The sequence below is a fragment of the Duganella sp. 1224 genome (assembly GCF_013408245.1).
Lineage (GTDB): Bacteria > Pseudomonadota > Gammaproteobacteria > Burkholderiales > Burkholderiaceae_D > Rugamonas.
Genome location: NZ_JACBYS010000001.1, coordinates 1,654,406 through 1,672,667 on the forward strand (window position 1 = coordinate 1,654,406; position 18,262 = coordinate 1,672,667).

General features: G+C 68.0%; 14 protein-coding genes and 1 pseudogene. 8 read left to right on the plus strand and 7 right to left on the minus strand.

Going from position 1 to position 18,262, the window contains the following annotated elements; genetic code table 11:
* Window position 1 precedes the first annotated feature (1 nt).
* Both FHW58_RS07395 and FHW58_RS07400 read left to right on the plus strand, forming a co-directional pair.
* Entirely contained in the window at window positions 2-1,267 is a 1,266-nt protein-coding gene (locus FHW58_RS07395; RefSeq protein WP_179672402.1) for an efflux RND transporter periplasmic adaptor subunit, read from the plus strand.
* Window positions 1,264-2,685, plus strand: a complete 1,422-nt coding sequence (locus FHW58_RS07400; RefSeq protein ID WP_179672403.1) for an efflux transporter outer membrane subunit — start codon at window positions 1,264-1,266, stop codon at window positions 2,683-2,685. Before FHW58_RS07395 ends, FHW58_RS07400 begins: the two co-directional genes overlap by 4 nt.
* Window positions 2,686-2,817: 132 nt before the next feature.
* Here the strand turns inward: FHW58_RS07400 and FHW58_RS07405 are convergent, their stop codons facing one another.
* The 3 genes from FHW58_RS07405 to FHW58_RS07415 all read right to left on the minus strand — a co-directional run bounded on the left by FHW58_RS07405 (window position 2,818) and on the right by FHW58_RS07415 (window position 5,821).
* On the minus strand, window positions 2,818-4,221 hold the full coding sequence (locus FHW58_RS07405; RefSeq protein ID WP_179672404.1) for a PA domain-containing protein: 1,404 nt from the start codon (window positions 4,219-4,221) through the stop codon (window positions 2,818-2,820).
* Complete coding sequence (locus FHW58_RS07410) at window positions 4,218-5,270, minus strand: choice-of-anchor J family PEP-CTERM protein (protein ID WP_179672405.1); 1,053 nt, start codon at window positions 5,268-5,270, stop codon at window positions 4,218-4,220. Before FHW58_RS07410 ends, FHW58_RS07405 begins: the two co-directional genes overlap by 4 nt.
* 161 nt (window positions 5,271-5,431) lie before the next feature.
* Window positions 5,432-5,821 carry an OsmC family protein gene (locus tag FHW58_RS07415; protein WP_179672406.1) on the minus strand — a complete coding sequence of 130 codons (390 nt, stop codon included), beginning with the start codon at window positions 5,819-5,821 and terminating at the stop codon, window positions 5,432-5,434.
* Window positions 5,822-5,939: 118 nt separating this feature from the next.
* On the opposite strand from FHW58_RS07415, the gene FHW58_RS07420 reads away from it, so the two are divergent.
* On the plus strand, window positions 5,940-8,177 hold the full coding sequence (locus FHW58_RS07420; RefSeq protein ID WP_179672407.1) for an outer membrane beta-barrel family protein: 2,238 nt from the start codon (window positions 5,940-5,942) through the stop codon (window positions 8,175-8,177).
* Window positions 8,178-8,254: 77 nt separating this feature from the next.
* Here FHW58_RS07420 and FHW58_RS07425 read toward each other — a convergent pair whose 3' ends face one another.
* Window positions 8,255-9,418, minus strand: coding sequence for a branched-chain amino acid ABC transporter substrate-binding protein (locus FHW58_RS07425; protein WP_179672408.1), 1,164 nt, complete (start codon window positions 9,416-9,418; stop codon window positions 8,255-8,257).
* Between the two features lie 116 nt (window positions 9,419-9,534).
* Here FHW58_RS07425 and FHW58_RS07430 point away from each other — a divergent pair, with 116 nt between their 5' ends.
* The 3 genes from FHW58_RS07430 to FHW58_RS07440 are packed head-to-tail and all read left to right on the plus strand — an operon-like array spanning window position 9,535 to window position 14,198.
* Complete coding sequence (locus tag FHW58_RS07430) at window positions 9,535-10,698, plus strand: pyridoxal phosphate-dependent aminotransferase (RefSeq protein ID WP_229265074.1); 1,164 nt, start codon at window positions 9,535-9,537, stop codon at window positions 10,696-10,698.
* An 8-nt stretch (window positions 10,699-10,706) separates the two neighbouring features.
* Complete coding sequence (locus tag FHW58_RS07435) at window positions 10,707-12,911, plus strand: ATP-binding protein (RefSeq protein WP_179672409.1); 2,205 nt, start codon at window positions 10,707-10,709, stop codon at window positions 12,909-12,911.
* Window positions 12,912-12,920: 9 nt separating this feature from the next.
* Window positions 12,921-14,198 (plus strand): M20/M25/M40 family metallo-hydrolase, encoded by a 1,278-nt coding sequence (locus tag FHW58_RS07440; protein ID WP_179672410.1) that lies wholly within the window; start codon window positions 12,921-12,923, stop codon window positions 14,196-14,198.
* Here FHW58_RS07440 and FHW58_RS07445 read toward each other — a convergent pair.
* A complete protein-coding gene (locus tag FHW58_RS07445) occupies window positions 14,191-14,532 on the minus strand; it encodes a hypothetical protein (protein ID WP_229265075.1) in 342 nt (113 codons plus the stop codon). The two genes, FHW58_RS07440 and FHW58_RS07445, sit on opposite strands and share 8 nt — an antisense overlap.
* Window positions 14,533-14,547: 15 nt before the next feature.
* Window positions 14,548-14,685, minus strand: a pseudogene (locus FHW58_RS27910) (FAD-dependent oxidoreductase); the annotation flags it as partial.
* A gap of 102 nt (window positions 14,686-14,787) precedes the next feature.
* Here FHW58_RS27910 and FHW58_RS07450 point away from each other — a divergent pair.
* Both FHW58_RS07450 and FHW58_RS07455 read left to right on the plus strand, forming a co-directional pair.
* Window positions 14,788-15,711: a MerR family transcriptional regulator gene (locus FHW58_RS07450; protein WP_229265076.1), complete on the plus strand. Its 924-nt coding sequence runs from the start codon at window positions 14,788-14,790 to the stop codon at window positions 15,709-15,711.
* An 11-nt stretch (window positions 15,712-15,722) separates the two neighbouring features.
* Complete coding sequence (locus tag FHW58_RS07455; RefSeq protein ID WP_179672413.1) at window positions 15,723-17,249, plus strand: cryptochrome/photolyase family protein; 1,527 nt, start codon at window positions 15,723-15,725, stop codon at window positions 17,247-17,249.
* Here FHW58_RS07455 and FHW58_RS07460 read toward each other — a convergent pair.
* Window positions 17,246-18,256 carry a LacI family DNA-binding transcriptional regulator gene (locus FHW58_RS07460; protein ID WP_179672414.1) on the minus strand — a complete coding sequence of 337 codons (1,011 nt, stop codon included), beginning with the start codon at window positions 18,254-18,256 and terminating at the stop codon, window positions 17,246-17,248. The genes FHW58_RS07455 and FHW58_RS07460 overlap by 4 nt on opposite strands.
* Between the last annotated feature and the right edge of the window lie 6 nt (window positions 18,257-18,262).

The window sequence follows — 18,262 nt, forward strand, 5'->3', positions numbered from 1 at the left end:
TATGTCCGAACATCGTCACGCCGCACTCGGCATCCATAGCTCCTCGGGAGAAGGCCACGCGTATCCGCATCGCGCGGCGGTATTCAAGCGCGCCAGGCTGGCCGGCGCCATCGTCGTCGCGCTGCTGCTGGTGGGCGGCGGCCTGACGCTGGCGCAGCGTTCCGTCCACGCGGACGGGCTGCATCAGGCCAGCGTGGCGCTGAACCAGCAGTATGTGGTGACCACCAGCGCCAAGGCCGCCAAGAGCGGCGAAGGCTTGACGCTGCCCGGCACCTTGCAGGGCCTGATCGAGTCGCCGATCTATGCGCGCGCCAGCGGCTATGTGCTGCGCTGGACCAAGGATATCGGCGCCCACGTCAACAAGGGCGATCTGCTGGCGGAGATCGACACGCCGGAAGTCGACCAGCAATTGTCGCAGGCGGTGGCGGCGCGCGAGCAGGCGGCGTCCAGCCTGGCGCTGGCCAAGACCTCGGCGGAGCGCTGGGAGGCGCTGAGCAAGCGCGACGCCGTGACCCAGCAGGAGCTCAACGAGCGTACCAGCGCCTACACCCAGGCGCAGGCCAACCTGGCGGCGGCCGAGGCCAATGTGCGGCGGCTGCAGCGCACCGAGGCGTTCAAGCGCGTGCTGGCGCCGTTCGCCGGCGTGGTGACGGCGCGCTCGGTCGAGGTCGGGGATCTGATCAACGGCGGCAACGGCGGCGCCGGCAACGCGCTGTTCCGGCTGGCGCAGGTGGACACCTTGCGGGTGTATGTCTACGTGCCGCAGTCGTACGCGCAGCGCATCAAGGTCGGCGACAAGGTGACGATCACGCAGGCGGAATTGCCGGGCAAGGTGTTCGAGGGGGCGGTGGCGCGCACGGCCGGCGCCATCGACGCGGCCACCCGCACGCTGCAGCTGGAGATCAATCTGCCGAACAAGGATAACGCGCTGCTGGCCGGGTCGTATGTGCAGGTGTCATTGCCGCTGGACGGCAGCTCCGGCGCGCTGCTGGCGCCGTCCAACGTACTGCTGTTCCGCCCCGAGGGGCCGCGCGTGGCGGTGGTGGGCGACGGCGGCAAGGTCAGGCTGCAGCCGGTGACGCTGGGGCATGACCTGGGCACCAATATCGAACTGCTGAGCGGCGTGACCACCGCCGACAAGCTGGTGGTCAACCCGCCCGACTCGCTGGCCGATGGCGACGTGGTGCAGGTGCGCACCGTCGCCGCCGGGGCCAGCGCGGGCGCCAGCGCCGGGGCGGGCGCCAGCGGCGCGAAGGCGGCGCCATGAAGCCGTTGCTGCGCAAGGGAGCCTTGGCGCCGCTGGTGGCCGCCCTGCTGCTGGCCGGCTGTGCCAGCGCGCCGGTCTATCACCAGCCGGCCGTCGACGTGCCGGCGGCTTGGCAATCGCCAGTACCGTTCCAGGCCGCAAAGCCAGACGACGCCGCGCTGAAAGGCAACTGGTGGGAAATCTTCGGCGACGCCCAACTGAACCAATTGGTACAGCAAGCGCTGGCGCGCAACCAGAACCTGGCCGCCGCCGCCGCCCGGCTCGACCAGGCGCGCTCGCAGGTCACCGTCAGCTCGGCCGGCCTGTTCCCGCAGGCCAGCCTGCAGGCCGGCGCGGCACGCCAGAAGACCTCGGCCAACCGCCCGCTGAACGCCTACAACGTCACCAACCAGTCCACGGTGCAAAACAACTACCAGTTGGGCTTTGCCGTCAACTACGAAGCCGACCTGTTCGGCCGCGTGCGCAGCACGGTGAGCGGCGCACAAGCCTCCGCCCAACAGGCCGCCGCCGACTTTGAAAACGCCCGCCTGGTGCTGGTGGCCGAGCTGGCCGCCGACTACTTCAACCTGCGCGAGCTGGACGCCGAAATCGGCGTGCTCAACGAAAGCCTGGCGCTGCAACGCAAGGCCTACGACTTCATCCAGGCACGCCACGAACTCGGCGCCGCCACCGGCCTCGACCTGGCCCAACAGCAATCACTGCTGGACGCCAGCCAAACGCAGCTGGAATTGCTGAACCAGCAGCGCGCCCAGTACCAGCACGCGCTGGCCACGCTGACGGGCACGCCGGCCCCATCGTTCCAGCTGGCGCCGGCCACCAGCACGCTGACGCCGCCCACACTGCCGGTCGCACTGCCGGCCACGGTGCTGCAGCGCCGGCCCGACATCGCCGCCGCCGAGCGCGCGGTGGCGGCCGCCAACGCCAACATCGGCGTCGCCCGCGCCGCCTATTTCCCCAGCATCAACCTGCAGGCCGGCGGCGGCTGGGACAGCAGCCAGATGAGCAAGCTGATCGAAGCCCCCAGCCTGCTGTGGTCGCTGGGCGCCGCGCTGACGCAAACGCTGTTCGACGCCGGCAAGACCGACGCCAACGTCGCCATCGCCCAGGCCGGCTACACCGGCGCCGTGGCCGGCTACCGGCAAAGCGTGCTGACCGCGATGCAGGAAGTCGAGGACGGCATGAGCGGCGCCGCCACGCTGCAACGCGCCCACCAGTCGGCCGAGGCCAGCGTGGCCGCCTCGCGCCGCGTGCTGGACCTGGCCAACGACCGCTACACCGGCGGCGTTGAAACCTACTTCGACGTCATCACCGCCCAGCAGACGCTGCTGACCAACCAGCGCACCGCCGTCCAGTTGCGCGGCAAGCAGATGGTCAACGCCGTCTACCTGATCAAGGCGCTGGGTGGCGGCTGGCACTAACGCCGTTCGGCCAACGGTGTCGTTCCGGCGCAGGCCGGGGGCCCATGGAACGTTTGCCCGCCACGACGCATGCGGGGTATGGATGCCGGCCTGCGCCGACATGACGCGTCAAGCGCTAACGACCGCCACCGATCACCAGCCAATATCCTTCAGCAGCGGATAAGTCAGGTCGAACGGCGGCTTCACCTCGTGCGTCAAATCGGCGTTGATGGCCGGCTCCATCAACTGGTTGGGCGTGGCGCTGGTATCGTAATGCGACACCGACGACCCCGGCTGATTGGGGCGCGGCGCATACATCAGCACGCGGCCCAGCGGGTCGGTGCCGGCGCGCACCGCCAGGTTGACGCCCAGGTTGGCAAACAGCCCGGAATGGCTGCGCGAACGGCGCGCGATCACCCGCTTCAGCGCCTGCCCGTCCTCCAGCGTGATGCGCACCACCGGAATGTGGATGCCCGGATCGCTGCCGCCGATGCCGGACGGCGGCGCGCCGGCCACATTGTCGGCCACGATCAGGCCGATGGCGCCGGCATCCTGCACATTGCGCGACTTGACCACGAAGGTGCAGGCGCCGCGGTCGACCAGCGCGATCTTGCCGCGTACCGCCAGCGCGTTGACGGCCGACAGCGGCGCGCAAGCCAGCCCCAGGTCGGGCGGCGTGTCGACCACCGGCATCACCTCGCCGGTCAGGCCCGGGCTGCCAAGCGGCGGCCCGAACGCCGCCGTGCCCACCTGGTAGACACCCGCCACCGACGCCGGCGTCAGCACCGTCAGGATCGGCGTGCCGGGCTGCAGCACGATCTGCGCGGCGTTGGTGACCTGCACGCCATTCCACACCAGCTTGCCCGACTTGATGGCCGAGGCGGCCCGTTCGGCATCGCTCATGTCCTTCCACACCTTGCCGGTGGTGGTGTCCAGCAGGAAGTAGTCCCAGATGCTGGGCACGCCGGCCAGCAGTTCGCCGGTCTCGTCGTCGGTATAGGTCTGGAAGCCCAGGCCATGGGCAAACTCGTGCAGCAGCACGGTCACCAGGTCGGTGTGCGGGCCGTGGTTGTTGTCCAGCCCGAGATAGAACGGCGAGCCGGTGAAGCAGCCTGGCTGGCCGAGGTTAACGTTGAAGCGGGCGCGGATATCGGGCACCTCGGGGTCGGCGTCAACGCCGATCAGCTTGTTGGTTTCCGCTTTGCCGAACCAGGCATTGGCCTGCGGCGCGCCGGGAAAATCGGCGAACACCTCCAGCGCACCGGCGCTGCCCAGCACGGCGGCGGTGTCGCTGCACGGCAGCGCGTCCCAGGTCGCCAGTACACGGATGGGGACACTGCTGTCCAGCGTTGCGCCCCATTTGCTGGCGGCGGCCTGGAAGGCGTTCAGCCGTTGCGCGCCGAGCGTAGTGCCGGCGTTGCCGCCGACCGGCGCCACTGGCGCGGGATCGTTGAAACCAACGCCTGGCGGGTCGCCGTTGACGATGGTGATGGTGGCGGCCGCCCAACTGGTGGAACACAGCAGCAGCGCCAGGCATGCGGTCAGCAGCTTGTTCATGGCTGGTCTCCCGGCGCAGGCTCGCAGGTGGTGCTGACGCTGCCGTCGGTCTGCTTGTGCGCCATGGCGTAACGCGCATGGCGTTCGTCGAGCCGCAGGCGCACACCGCCATGCGCGGCGCGCGTCACCTGCGGCGACGCCTGGCGCGCCAGCGGCGCCGCGCCGCGCGGCTTGGCTGTCAGCAAGGCCGACTGCTCCGCCGTCGGTCCGGTCAGCTGGCCGGTGACCGGATCCTTGTAAGCCATGAGGCCGTCCGGCGCGAGCGGCGCCGGCGCAGTCGCCGGCTGAGCCACGACTTGCACGTGCGGAAACCGCATCACGCCTTGGTCGTCCGCGGTCGCCGCGTGCGCCGCGTGGGCCGCCAGCGCGACGCCGGCCAGGCCGCCGGCCGCCAGCCAGCGGCGGCGCAGGCGGCGACTCCCCAGCGCAATGGCGCCCAGGCAGACCAGCGCCACGGTGGACGGTTCAGGAATGGCGTTGATGCTGACGCTGTCCAGGCCGACGTAGTTGCCGTTGAGACTGGTGTCGTCGACCACATAGCGAAAGCCGAAGCGGCCACTGGCCGGCGCCGCCAGTCCGTTGACCAGCACGGTGCGCTCTTGCCAGCCGGTGTCCGCGTCCGCCTCGAACGCGCCGAGCAGCGCGAAGCCGGCGCCGACGTCGGTACTGGCGCCGTGCGGGCTGAAGTAAACCTCGACCCGATCCAGCAGCCCCTCGCCCAGCAGGCGCAGCGAGAAGTTCAGCGACTCGCCGTTGACCAGCGCCACTTCCGGCGTCAGCAGCCAGTTGCTGACGGCGCCGCCATAGGCCGCGTTGTTGAAGTTGGCGGCAAGGTAGGCATCGGCCGGGCCGGCGGCGGCCGGGAATATGGCGGGATCACCCTGGAACCACCCGGTCGTGCCAGGCGGCGCGCTGTTGTTGATCAATACCCAGCCGCTGGCCGGCAGGGTGCGGACATCGTCAAAACCCTCGACCAACAAGGGGACGGCGACGGCAGAGCAACAGGCGGCGGCCACTAGCAGCCCCGCCAGACCGTGGATCAGCTTCATATCATCTCCCGGGAACGGTTATACAGCTCAACTTGCCATGGTTAGACCAACAGCCCAGTCAACAGGTTCCCGAAAAAGATCAAAAGCGTCACAAAACGAAGTTCAACGCGCTGCGGCGCCAGCCCGCGCGGGTTGCGGTCGCGCGCCGCGGTACAGGTGTGTCAAGCCAGCGTGGTGTCGATGCGCATGCCGGCCTTGAGTGTCAGCGTGACCGGCGTTTTTTCGGCGATCTCCGCCATGCGCGCTTGCTGCGCGGCGTCCACCTGGCCGCTGATGCTCAGCGTGCGGCGCACCAGCAGCGCGCCGTCCTCGGCATGGGTCAGGTGCAGCTCGACCGCCACCGCCGACACCGGCCACTGCTTGCGGTCGGCATACATGCGCAGTGTGATGGCGGTGCAGGCGCCCAGCCCGGCCAGCAGGTAGTCGTAGGGCGCCGGACCGGCGCCGTGGCCGCCGTTGCGCGCCGGCTCGTCGGCTGTCAGCGCGTGGCCGCCAACCTCGATGCGGGTGGTGTAACTGTCCTTGCCGATGACGGCGCTGCCGCGTGCCATATTTCCTCTTTTCTCGCTATGTAAATGCCACGTAAAGACGTGTAAATGCCGCCAGTTCCCGAATATGCAACTGGTATAATGGCAACTCACCCCTTAGAGACGTCATGCCGTCCAGATTATGCAAAAGATTCTGCTTACCTGCTGCCTGACCGGCAGCGCTATTCTGCCAGCTTACGCCCAAACCGCCACTCCCGAAAAGCCAGCCGCCAAGCCAGCCACTCCCACCACCGCCGCGCCCGCCAAGGCCAAGGACGTGGTGCCGGAAGTGACGGTCTCGGCCGAGCGCCCCACCAACCGCATCGACCGCCAGGTGTACGACGTCAAGTCCGACATCTCCAGCACCAACGGCACCGCCGCCGATGCGCTGAACAACGTGCCATCGGTCAACGTCGATCCGGACGGCACCGTCACGCTGCGCGGTAGCACCAATGTGCAGATCATGGTGGACGGCAAGCCGTCGGCCATGCTGCAGGGCGACAACCGCGGCCCGGCGCTGCAGGCCATGGCGGCCGACGATATCGAATCGGTCGAGGTGATCAACAATCCCGGCGCCCAGTTCGGCAACGAGGCCGGCGGCGGCCCGATCCTGAACCTGGTGATGCGCCGCAACCGCAAGCCCGGCGGCATGGCCACCGTCAACGGCAACGCCGGCACGGCCGGGCGCTACAACAGCGCCGTCAACGGCAGTTACAACCAGGGCGCCTGGGGCTTCCAGGGCAGCGCCAACGTGCGCCACGACGGCCGCAACTCCACCGCCGAGGTGACCCGCGACACGCTCGATCCGCGCACCGGCCAGTTCGTCCACAACAGCCAGGAATCGGTGGGCCGCGGCCTCAACGACATGGCTGGCCTGAACGGCACCGTCAGCTACAACCTCAACCAGAACGACACGCTGACCGGCAGCGCCTCGTACAACAGCCGCACCAACGACCAGCGCGGCAGCGACCACTACATCAACGGCGCCACCAGCCTGATCCCGGCGGCCGACTACGTGCGCAGCACCACCCGCACCGGCGACAGCGACAACTTCAGCTGGGGCGCGCGCTACGACCACAAGGGCGCGCTGCCGGGCGAGACGCTGAAGATCGACCTGCGCGTCTCGGCCTCGGAAAACGACAGCGTCAACAACTACGCCAACGATTACGCCACGCCGGGCTGGGTCGACACCAAGGCCAACCAGCGCAACCACAACGACGTGCGCATCGTCGACTTCACCGGCGACTACGAGCGCCCGCTGTGGGGCGGCACTGCCAAGGCCGGCTACAAGGTCGCCACCAATGACAACAACGTCAGCACGCTGTACACCGACATCGACCCGGTCAGCGGCGCGGCGGTGATCAACAACGGCCGCACCAACGCCTACGAGCTGGACGAAACCGTGTACGCGCTGTACGGCACCTACCAGATGCGCCTGAGCGAGCGCTGGGGCGCGCTGGCCGGCCTGCGCGCCGAGTACACCGACATGGACATCAACCAAATCACCGGCAATGTCGAGGCGAAGAACCACTACATCAATTACATCCCGAGCGCCTACGCGACCTACAAGGTGAGCGACAACGCCAACCTGCGCTTTGCCTACGCGCGCCGGATTCGCCGCCCCAACGCCAACGACCTGAATCCGTACGTGACCTACCGCGACGAATTCAACGTCTTCTCGGGCAACCCCAACCTGAAGCCGACCAAGACCGATTCGTTCGAGGTCGGCTACGAAACCAGGATCGCCGGCCTGGAAACCAATCTGCGCGGCTACTACCGCAAGGACACCGACGCCATCGTCGACTACCGCTACTTCGTCGCGCCCAATGTGCTGCTGACCACCCGCGCCAATGGCGAAGGCAGTCATTCGAGCGGACTGGAATTCACCGTCAGCGGCAAGCTGACGCCATCGCTGACGCTGAACACCAGCGGCAACCTGGCGCGCGCGCAGCAAAGCTTCTACGACGACAGCGGCAACCTGGTGACGCGCACCGCCAACTCGCTGAGCGGGCGCGCGCGGCTGAACTATTCGTATGACGCGGCCAACCAGATCCAGATGGCGCTGCAGGTGATGGGCAAGACGCTGTCCGGCCAGGGCTACCGTTCGGCCAACCACACCTTCAACATGAGCTGGCGCCACACGGTGACGCCGCAACTGACGCTGGTGGCCAACGTGACGGACCTGTTCAACACCAACAAGATGCAGACCATCATCGACAGCGACACGCTGCGCGAAACCAGCACCCGCCGGTTTGACGGCCGCGTGTTCTACGTGGGGTTGTCATACCGCTTCGGTGGCGCGGGCGCCAACAACAACGAGCACCGCGAGGAAGGCTGGGGGCCCCGCCCCGGCCCGGGCGGCCCACCGCCCGGCGCCTGATCCTTACCCCAAAGCCGAAGGGGTCTGACCCCATGCGGGGTCAGACCCCGGCCGCAGCGGTGTGCGGGGTCCGGGGCTTACTTGACCACCGCCAGCTTCTGCCGGTGGCCATCCTTGAAGCTATAAATGGTCACCAGACCATTCTGCACATCGCCATTGGCATCAAACGCCACATTCCCCAGCAACCCCTTGTGCTGGATCTTGGCCAGCACCGGCAGATACTTGGCCGGATCCGGCGAGCCCGCCTTCTGCATCGCCTCCACCAACGTCATCACCGCGTCATACGCATAACCGGCATAGGTCTGCACCTCGACGCCAAAGCGCTTCTTGTACGCGACGCGGAAGTCTTCCATGCCCTTCTCCTGCGCCTTCTCGACGCCGCCGGCCTCCGCGCAGACCACCTGGCCATCGCTCATGCCATCGCCGGCCAGGCGCGGCACCGAATCCGAACACATGCCGTCGCCGCCCATGAACTTGATGGGGAAGCCCAGCTGTTTCATCTGGCGCAGCATCGGCGCCGCCACCGCGTCCATGCCGCCGAAGAACACCATATCCGGCTTGGTGGCCTTGATGGCGGTCAGGATCGCCATCAGGTCGGTGGCCTTGTCGTTGGTGTACTGGGTCGAGACGATGGTGGTGCCGGTGGCGGCGCCAGTGCGCTTGACGGTCTTGGTGAATTCATCCGCCAGCCCCTTGCCGTAGGCGGTGCGGTCGTCCACCACGGCGATGCGCTTGACCTGCATGGTCTGCATCGCATAGCGCGCCAGCGCCGGGCCCAGTTGCTCATCGTTGGCGATGTTGCGGAAGGTGGTGTTGTAGCGCTGGTGCGTGTACTGCGGCGAGCTGGCCGAGGGCGTAATCTGCGGAATCCCGGCGCCGTAATAGATGCGCGAGGCCGGAATCGTGGTGCCGGACGTCTGGTGGCCGACCACCCCCTGCACCTTGGCATCCACCAGCTTCTGCGCCACCGTGGTGGCCTGCTTCGGATCGCCGGCGTCGTCCTCCGCCAGCAGCGCGATCTTGTACTTTTTACCAGCAATGACCACGCCCTTGGCGTTCAGCTCATCGACCGCCATGCGCGCGCCGTTTTCGGTGTCCTTGCCCAGGTGGGCCACCGGACCGGAAGTGGCGGCCACGTGGCCGATCTTGATGATGTCTTCCGCCTGCGCGGTGGCGGCGCCGGCCACGCCGATAAAGGCCAGCGCCAGTGCGCGGCAAATTGTTTTTGTTGTGAACTGCATAAATTCCTCATTAGTTAACCACGTAAGGATACCAGACCTGCGCGCACGATTGCCAACTGCCCCTTGCGCAAAGCGCGGATTAACGTAAGAATAATTCTTTCCCGAGGAGAATCAATTTGGACCTGTCGCGCCGCATTGCCCGCTCCCGTCCCCTGGCCACCACCGCCATGCACGGGCGGGTGGACGCCATGAAAGCCCGCGGCGAGGACGTGATTGATTTTTCCATCGCCATCTCGCATTTCCAGGCCCCTGACCCCGTGCTGGCGGCGGTGCGCGACGGCCTGCAACTGCCTTCCCTGCCCTACACCGCCGTCGCCGGCGACGCCGCGGTGCGCGCGCGCCTGGCCGCCAAGGTGGCCGGCGAAAACCGCATTCCCGCCACGGCAGCCGAGATCCTGGTCACCAGCGGCTGCAAGCAGGCCCTGTACCAGGCGCTGTATGTGATGGCCGATCCGGGCGACGCCGTCATCATCTTCAAGCCCCACTGGCCGGCCTACGTGGCCACCTGCAAACTGCTGGAACTGCAGCCGGTGCTGGTCGACCTGCCGGACGAGATCACCGACGCGCTGCTGGACGCGCTGCCGCCGGCGCGCATCCTCATCATCAACAATCCGCACAATCCCACCGGCGCGGTGCTGAGCGCGGCGGAAATCGGCCGCATCGCCGCCTGGATGCGGCGCACCGGCACCCGCGCCATCGTCGACGAGAGCTACGAAAAGCTGATCTTCGACGGCGTCCACACCAGCCTGGCCGCGCGGGCGGACTGGCCCGAACTGGGCATCGTCACGCTGTTCTCGGCCTCGCAAAGCTACGCCATGATGGGTTGGCGCGCCGGCTTCGCGGTGGCGCCCGCGCACGTGGTGACGGCGATGGAAACGCTGCAAGGCCCGATCACCGCCGCCGCGCCGATGCTGACGCAACTGGCCATGGCCGCCGCCTTCGAGTCCGGCGAGCCGACCGCCATGCTGGCCGACTACCGCCAGCGCCGCGACCTGGTGCTGGACCTGGTGCACGGCCTGCCGTGGCTGACCATGCGCCGTCCCGCCTCCGGCCCCTACCTGTGGGCCGACATCTCGCGCCTGACCACCGATACGCCGGCCTTCAGCGAACAGCTGCTGGCCGAGAGCGCGGTGGCGGTGATGCCGGGCGACGCGCTCGGCGCGCCGGGCTACATCCGCATCGGCTACATCTCGGATGACGTGGCCACGCTGCGGCGCGGCGTCCAGGCCATCATCAGCTTCGGCAACGCGCGTCATGGCGCGCGCCAGTCACCCGGCTGATCTCGCGCATGGCCTTCCTGCTTTTCCAGCTGAATAGCCTGCGCAGCCGGCTGATATTGCTGGTCATGCTATCGATCGCGCCCAGCGCCGTCATGACCGTGATTAACGGCGCCCGCGAGCGCGCCCACGCGGTGGAGGTGGCCGAGGAAAACCTGCAGCGCCTGACCAATCTGGCCGCCGCCAACGAGGCGCAATCGATCGCCGGCGCGCGCCAGATCCTGCGCGACCTGGCCAGCATTCCGGATTTGGCCGGCGACCAGGCGCAGTGCAGCCGCCTGCTGGCCAACATCCAGCGCCAGAATCCCGACTACGTCAACTTCGGCCTGATACAGCTGAACGGCGACGTCACCTGCAGCGCCGTGCCGTCCAAGACGCCGGTCAACCTGCGCGACCGCACGCACTTCCGCCGCGCCGTGCATTTGAAGCGCTTCGTCGCCGGCGGCTATGTATTCGGCCGCGTGATCCAGAAGCACACCGTCAACCTGACCTACCCGGTGCTGGACGAGAATGAGCAGGTCAAGGCCGTGGTGTTCGCCGCGCTCGACCTGACCAAGCTGGATCGCTTCGTCGCCGACATCCAGCTGCCACCGGGTTCGCTGCTGCTGACCGCCGACTCCGAGGGCAGGATCATCTCGCGCAAGCCCGATCCGGAGGTCTGGTTCGGCAAGCAGGTGTCGCCGGACATGCGCACCGCCATGGCGGCCGACCCGGGCAAGCCGGTGCTGCTGGCCGGGCCGGATGGCGTCGAGCGGCTGCATCGCTTCGCGCGCGTGGGCAGCAACGGCCTGTCCGACTACACCGTCACCATAGGCATTCCATCCGATGCCATCACCGCCAACGCCCGCCACGACCAGGTGCTGGACTTCCTGGCGCTGGCCGCCACCATCGCGCTGGCGCTGCTGTCGGCGTGGTTCGTTGGCGACGTGCTGGTGCTGCGCCGCGTGAAGCGGCTGGCCACCACCGCCAACAGCATCGCCTCCGGCACGCTGGAGGCGCGCAGCGGCATCCGCTACGGCAAGGAGGAAATCAGCGAACTGGCGCGGGCGCTGGACGCCATGGCCGAAGCGTTGCAGGAGAAGGAACTGCAGCACCTGAAGGCGGAAAGCCAGCTGCGCGAGGCGGATCGCCGCAAGGACGAATTCCTGGCCATGCTGGCGCACGAGCTGCGCAACCCGCTGGCGCCGATCAGCGCCGGCGCCCAACTGCTGCAAAGCGGCCACGCCACCGACGCCGCCGTGCAGCGCACCGCCGGCATCATCGTGCGCCAGGTGCACCACATGACGCGGCTGGTGGACGACCTGCTGGACGTGTCGCGCGTCACGCGCGGACTGGTGACGCTGACGCGCATGCCGCTGGAAGTGGCGAAGATCGTCGCCGACGCGGTGGAACAGGCCGAGCCCCTGCTCAAGTCGCGCCAGCACCGCTTTGACGTCGAATTGCCGCCGGCGCCGCTGGTGGTGATGGGCGACCATAAGCGGCTGGTGCAGGTGCTGGTCAATGTGCTCAACAACGCCGCCAAGTACACGCCGCCGGGCGGCGCCATCAAGCTGACGGTGCGGGCCGACGGCGGCAACGTCAAACTGACCATCAGCGACAACGGCATCGGCATGTCGCCGGAACTGCGCAGCCGCGTGTTCGAACTGTTCGCCCAGGCCGACCGCAACTCCGACCGCTCGCAGGGCGGCCTGGGGCTGGGCCTGGCGCTGGTCAAGTCGCTGGTGGAGTTGCACGGCGGGTCGGTCGCGGTGGACAGCGAGGGCGAACAAAAAGGCAGCACCTTCACCATCATCCTGCCCGGCGCCGACCGCCAGCCGGCCGCGCCGCAACCCGGCCCCAAGGCCGCGCCGGCGCGCAAGCTGCGGGTGCTGGTGGTGGACGATAACATCGACGCCGCGCAAACGCTGCAACTGCTGCTGGCGGCGGCCGGCCACCAGGTCAGCGTGGCCCACACCGCGCTGGCGGCGCTGGAAGCGGCGCAGGCGACGTCGCCGGAACTGTGCCTGCTGGATATCGGCCTGCCCGACATCAGTGGCTACGACCTGGCGCGCGGCCTGCGCGCGCTGCCGCACACCACCGGTGCCACGCTGGTGGCGGTAACCGGCTACGGCCGCCGCGAAGACCGCGAACAAGCCACCGCCGCCGGCTTCGATCACTATTTTGTCAAACCGGTGGACGTGGAAGCGCTGCTGGCGCTGATCGCCCGCCTTCCCTGATGGAGTTTCATGAAACAGCTGCTACTTGGCCTGGCCATCGCCGCCATCCTGCCGGCGCAGGCGCAGGAACCAACGCTGGCGCGCATCGCCGCGCAGCCGGCGGTGCGACAGGCCCTGGCCTACATCGAGAAAAATGAGCCGGTCACGCAGGCCACCATGTTGGCGATTAACGCCATTCCCGCCCCCACCTTCGCCGAAGCGGCGCGCGCCCGCGACTACGCGCAGCGCATGCAGGCCGCCGGCCTGGCCGATGTGCGCATCGACGACGCCGGCAATGTCACCGGCACCTGGCGTGGCAGCGGCAAGGGCCCGGTGATCGCGCTGGCTGCGCACCTGGACACCGTCTATCCCGCCGCCACCGACCTCACCGTGCACGACAAGGATGGCCGCCTGTACGCGCCCGGCATCGCCGACAACGGCCGCTCATTAGCGGCCATGCTGACCATCGCCCACGCCATGCGCGATGCCAACGTACGGACCGAGGGCGACGTGCTGTTTGTCGCCAACGTCGGCGAGGAAGGCCTGGGCGACCTTAAAGGCGTGAAGTACCTGTTCAGCCAGCGCAAGGACATCAAGGCCTTCGTCGGCCTGGAGCCGGCGCTGGGCACCGACGGCGATCCTGTCACCCACATCGGCACCGGCAGCCGCCGTTTCAAGGTCACCTTCCACGGGCCGGGAGGTCACAGCTATGAAGGCTTCGGCTTGCCGTCCGCCGTCCATGCGGCCGGGCGCGCGATTGCGCGCATCGACGCCATCCACGTGCCGGCGCAGCCCAAGGTGACGTTCAATGTCGGCGTGGTCGAAGGCGGGCAGTCGGTCAACAGCATCGCGGCCGAGGCCTCGCTGCTGATCGACATCCGCTCGGCCGATGCGCCGCTGCTGGCCAAAGTCGAGCAGCAGATCAAGGCCGCCATCCAGCAGGGCGTGGACGACACCAACCAGCGCTGGAACAGCAAGGCCATCACCGCCGGCGTGGCGTTGATCGGCGACCGGCCGGCGGGACGCGTGGCCGCCGACGCGCTGATTGTCCGCACCGCGCTGGCGGCGGCCAAGGTGCAGGGCCGCCCCGCGCTGCTGGACGGCGCACATTCGACGGACGCCAACCTGCCGATGAGTCTCGGCATTCCGGCCATCACCATGTCCGGCGGCGGCAGCTCGGGCGGCTACCACTCGGAAAAGCTGGAATGGTGGTCGGCGCGGAATGCCCACACCGGCCCGCAGAACGTCATGCTGACCATCCTTGGACTGGCCGGCGTACAGGGCGTGGCCGAGCCCCTGATCAGGTAAGCGGCAACGCCGCCGGGTGCCGGTCCGCCGCGCGCTGGCTGAGGATGCGGGCCGCCAGCGCCCGGCCGCTCAGCCACGCGTCGCCTTCGTTCCCACCGCACAGCCAGTCGCCGCAGACGCCCACCTGCACGGCGGGCAGCCACATACACTGTTCCGCCGACGGCGCCATGGCCGCCACCTGCATCGCCGTCGCCGGCAGCAGCGGCACCAGCAGCGCCGAGGCCTGCTTGGCCGGCAGCGCCAGCACCAGCGCGTCGAAATCCTCGTCGTGGGCGCCCGTCTCCAGCGAGGCCACGCGCCAGCCATCCTCGTGCCAGATGTCGCAGATGGTCATGCGCTGGTGGATAGTCAGCCCGGCACCGCCGGGACTGACCCGGGACGCGTCAAACAGCGTCACCCTGCAAGCATCGCTTTGCAGATGGCGCGCACACGACATGCCGGCCAGGCCGGCCCCTATGATCGCTAGCTTAAATTGAGTCTCCATCATGCGGCGAGTATATCGGCGCAACCGGACGAATAGTGCGTCAAGCCCGGGTCAATATCGGTTCATGCTAGCATTCGGGCAGGGAGGGTCGTTAGAATGAACCGCATGCAAATCAAGGGATATCGCAGCGGCGTCGCCGCACGGCTGGCCGGACTGCCGGTGGAAACGCTGCGTGTATGGGAGCGGCGCTATGGCGTGTCCGATGCCAACCGTTCGCCGCAGGGACAACGCTTGTACTCGGCCGAGCAGGTACACCGGCTGGGCCTGCTCAAGCGCGTGGTCGATCTCGGCCACGCCATCGGCACCGTCGCCCGGCTGGAGGCCGCCGACCTGGCGGAACTGGCCGGCGCCCTGCCCGCGGCGACCGGCGCGCACGCGCTCACGCTGGCGGTGGTGGGCACCGCACTGGCTCAGCGCCTTGGCGCCACGCGCACCGCGCCGGTGCTGGACATCGTCGCCGCCAGCGCGCAACTGGACGACGCGGCCGGGGAACTGGCCGGCACCCGCGCCGATGTGCTGCTGATCGAAGCGCCGGAGATGACGGCGGACGCGGTGCCGCAAATCCGCGCGCTGCGGCGCGCCCTCGCCGTCAGGACGGTCGTGGTGCTGTACCGCTTCTGCGACAGCGCCACCGTGCGGCGGCTGCGCGAACAGGGCTGCCTGGTGGCGCGCGCCCCGTCGGACGCATCGGAAATCGCGGTATTGTGCAGCACCGCCCTCACCGGCGCATCGCTGCCGCCGCCCGGGCCGTCCAAGCCCGCCGCGCCGCGCCGGCTGAACGACGAGGAACTGGCGGCGCTGGCCTCCGCCTCGACCAGCATCAACTGCGAATGCCCGCGCCACCTGGCCGACATCCTGATGATGCTGGCCAGCTTTGAACGCTACAGCAAGCAGTGCGCGCACCGCAACGCGGCCGACGCCGCCCTGCACGAGGACCTGGCGCGCAGCGCCGGCCACGCCCGCATGCTGATGGAAGACGCACTAGAACGCCTGGCCTACGCGGAAGGACTACCCATGCCGGCCAGATAACACGGGACACGATGAAACTCAAACTGATACTCGGCGACCAGCTCAATCATCAACACAGCTGGTTCGACCACCCGCGCGACGACCAGGTTTTCGTCATGATGGAGGTGCGGCAGGAAACCGACTACGTGCTGCACCACGCGCAAAAAATCATCGCCATCTTCGCCGCCATGCGCGATTTTGCGCGCCGCCTGCGCGCCGACGGCCACCGCGTGCATTATCTCGCCATCGACGACGCCGACAACCGCCAGTCCGTCCCCGCCAACCTGGACTATCTGCTGGCCCACCACCGCGCCACCGAATTCCGCTGGCAGGCGCCGGACGAATGGCGCCTGGACCGGCAACTGGCCGACTACGCCGCCGCGCTATCCATCCCCGCCGCGATGGACGACACCGAGCATTTCTACACCACGCGCGACGAGGCGGCGCACATCTTCGAAGGCCGCAACAGCTGGCTGATGGAATATTTCTACCGCCGCATGCGCGCCAAGCACGGCGTGCTGATGTCCGCCACTGGCAAGCCGGCGGGCGGCCAATGGAACTTCGACCACGACAACCGCGAAGCGTGGAAAGGCCTGCCATGGGAGCCGTCCGACTGGCGCGGCCGCCACGATCACAGCGCGCTTTGGCAGACCATCCAGGCCGCCGGCGCCAACAGCTTCGGCCAGCCCAATGCGGACAATTTCGCCTGGCCGCTGAATCACGAGGAGGCCATGGAGCATCTGGACAGCTTCATTGAACAGGCTTTGCCCCACTTTGGGCGGTTCCAGGACGCGATGAGCGTCAAGGCCTGGCGGCTGTTCCACTCGCTGCTGTCGTTCGCCATGAACGTCAAGCTGCTGTCGCCGCGCACCGTGATCGAGCGCGTGGAAGCGGCGTGGCGCGACGGCGCGGTGCCGGTGGCATCGGCCGAGGGCTACATCCGCCAGATCCTCGGCTGGCGCGAATACGTGCGCGGCGTCTACTGGCACCGCATGCCGGGCTACGATCAGCTCAACGCCTTCGGCCACAGCACGCCGCTGCCATGGTGGTTCTGGGACGGCAAAACGCGCATGCGCTGCGTGGCGGCGGCCATCGGCCAGTCGCTGGAGCATGCGCACAGCCACCACATCAACCGCCTGATGGTGATCGGGAATTTCGCGCTGCTGGCCGGACTGTCGCCGCAAGCGCTGCACCAATGGTATCTGGGGATTTACATCGACGCCTTCGAGTGGGTCGAGCTGCCCAATACGCTGGGCATGAGCCAGTTCGCCGACGGCGGCCTGCTGGCCACCAAGCCCTATGTCTCCAGCGCCGCCTATATCGACCGCATGAGCGATTATTGCAAGGGCTGCCACTACGACAAGAAGGCCCGTACCGGCGAGCGCGCCTGTCCCTACAACGCCTTGTACTGGGATTTCTTCGACAGGAACCGGGACAAGCTGGCCAACAACCAGCGCCTCGGCATGGTCTACCAGCAGCTACGCCGCATGGACGACGGCGCCCTGACGGCGCTGCGTGAACGCGCGGCCGACCTGCGCGCGCGGGTGGCGGAACTTTAGGTGCTGCCGCGCTGGATCAGCTCAAAGCCGGTGTTGATCACGCGCTCGCCCTCCCCCTCGGCGGCATGCGCGCCGGCGGCCAGGCGGTCCAGCAAGGCCTGCGCCGACAGCGCGCCGATCCGTGCGCCATCCACTCTCACCGTCGATAGCGGCGGGTTGGTGTACTCGGAAAAATTCAGGTCGCCGAAGCCCATGATGGCCAGGTCCTGCGGCACCCGCAAGCCGCGGCTTTGTGCCTCGATCAGCACACCGTGGGCCAGCGTGTCGGAGCTGCAGAAAATCGCGTCCAGGTCGGGATGCTCGTCCAGCAGCCTGACCGCGCCCAGACGGCCATGCGGCAAGGCGCCCGGCGCCTGCACCACGTGCGAGGCGACCACGCTGGCGCCGTGCCGGGCCACCGCCACCTGGAAACCCTGCGTGCGCTGGCCGGCGCGCGGATCATTGGCGATCAGGATGCCGAAGCGGCGATAGCCCTGTTTCAGCAGATGCTGTGCGCAGGCATGGCCCACTTCCTCGTGCGAGAAGCCGATCGCCATGTCGATGGGATGCGAGGTCAGGTCCCAAGCCTCGACCACCGGCGTGCCGATTTGCAGCAGGCGTTGACGGGTGCTGTCGGTGTGCAGAGAGCCGGTCAGGATCACGCCGTCCGGACGGCGGCTCAGAATCGTCTCGACCAGAATCTCCTCGCGCCAGGTTTCGTAGCCGACGATACCCAGCAACAGCTGGTAGCCGGCCGCGGTCAGGCGGTCAGTGGCGCCTTGCACCAAGTCGGCGAAGGTCTGGGTGGAGATGGTGGGCAGCACCAGCGCCACCAGCTTGCTGCGGCTGGAGGCCAGGCCACCGGCCAGCATATTCTTCACGTAACCGGTCTGCTTGACCGCCTGCTGCACCTTGGCCAGCGTGGCCGGCCGCACCAGGTGCGGCTCGTTCAATGCGCGCGATACCGTAATCGGGGAGACGCCCGCCGCCTTGGCGACATCAATCAGGGTGACGGGGGTGGCAGGCATTGTGTC

Excerpts from the sequence above, each read along its gene's own strand:
- FHW58_RS07395 (WP_179672402.1), top strand. The coding sequence starts at position 2 with ATGTCCGAACATCGTCACGCCGCACTCGGCATCCATAGCTCCTCGGGA.
- FHW58_RS07400 (WP_179672403.1), top strand. The coding sequence starts at position 1,264 with ATGAAGCCGTTGCTGCGCAAGGGAGCCTTGGCGCCGCTGGTGGCCGCC.
- FHW58_RS07405 (WP_179672404.1), bottom strand. The coding sequence starts at position 4,221 with ATGAACAAGCTGCTGACCGCATGCCTGGCGCTGCTGCTGTGTTCCACC.
- FHW58_RS07410 (WP_179672405.1), bottom strand. The coding sequence starts at position 5,270 with ATGAAGCTGATCCACGGTCTGGCGGGGCTGCTAGTGGCCGCCGCCTGT.
- FHW58_RS07415 (WP_179672406.1), bottom strand. The coding sequence starts at position 5,821 with ATGGCACGCGGCAGCGCCGTCATCGGCAAGGACAGTTACACCACCCGC.
- FHW58_RS07420 (WP_179672407.1), top strand. The coding sequence starts at position 5,940 with ATGCAAAAGATTCTGCTTACCTGCTGCCTGACCGGCAGCGCTATTCTG.
- FHW58_RS07425 (WP_179672408.1), bottom strand. The coding sequence starts at position 9,418 with ATGCAGTTCACAACAAAAACAATTTGCCGCGCACTGGCGCTGGCCTTT.
- FHW58_RS07435 (WP_179672409.1), top strand. The coding sequence starts at position 10,707 with ATGGCCTTCCTGCTTTTCCAGCTGAATAGCCTGCGCAGCCGGCTGATA.
- FHW58_RS07440 (WP_179672410.1), top strand. The coding sequence starts at position 12,921 with ATGAAACAGCTGCTACTTGGCCTGGCCATCGCCGCCATCCTGCCGGCG.
- FHW58_RS07445 (WP_229265075.1), bottom strand. The coding sequence starts at position 14,532 with ATGACCATCTGCGACATCTGGCACGAGGATGGCTGGCGCGTGGCCTCG.
- FHW58_RS07450 (WP_229265076.1), top strand. The coding sequence starts at position 14,788 with ATGCAAATCAAGGGATATCGCAGCGGCGTCGCCGCACGGCTGGCCGGA.
- FHW58_RS07455 (WP_179672413.1), top strand. The coding sequence starts at position 15,723 with ATGAAACTCAAACTGATACTCGGCGACCAGCTCAATCATCAACACAGC.
- FHW58_RS07460 (WP_179672414.1), bottom strand. The coding sequence starts at position 18,256 with ATGCCTGCCACCCCCGTCACCCTGATTGATGTCGCCAAGGCGGCGGGC.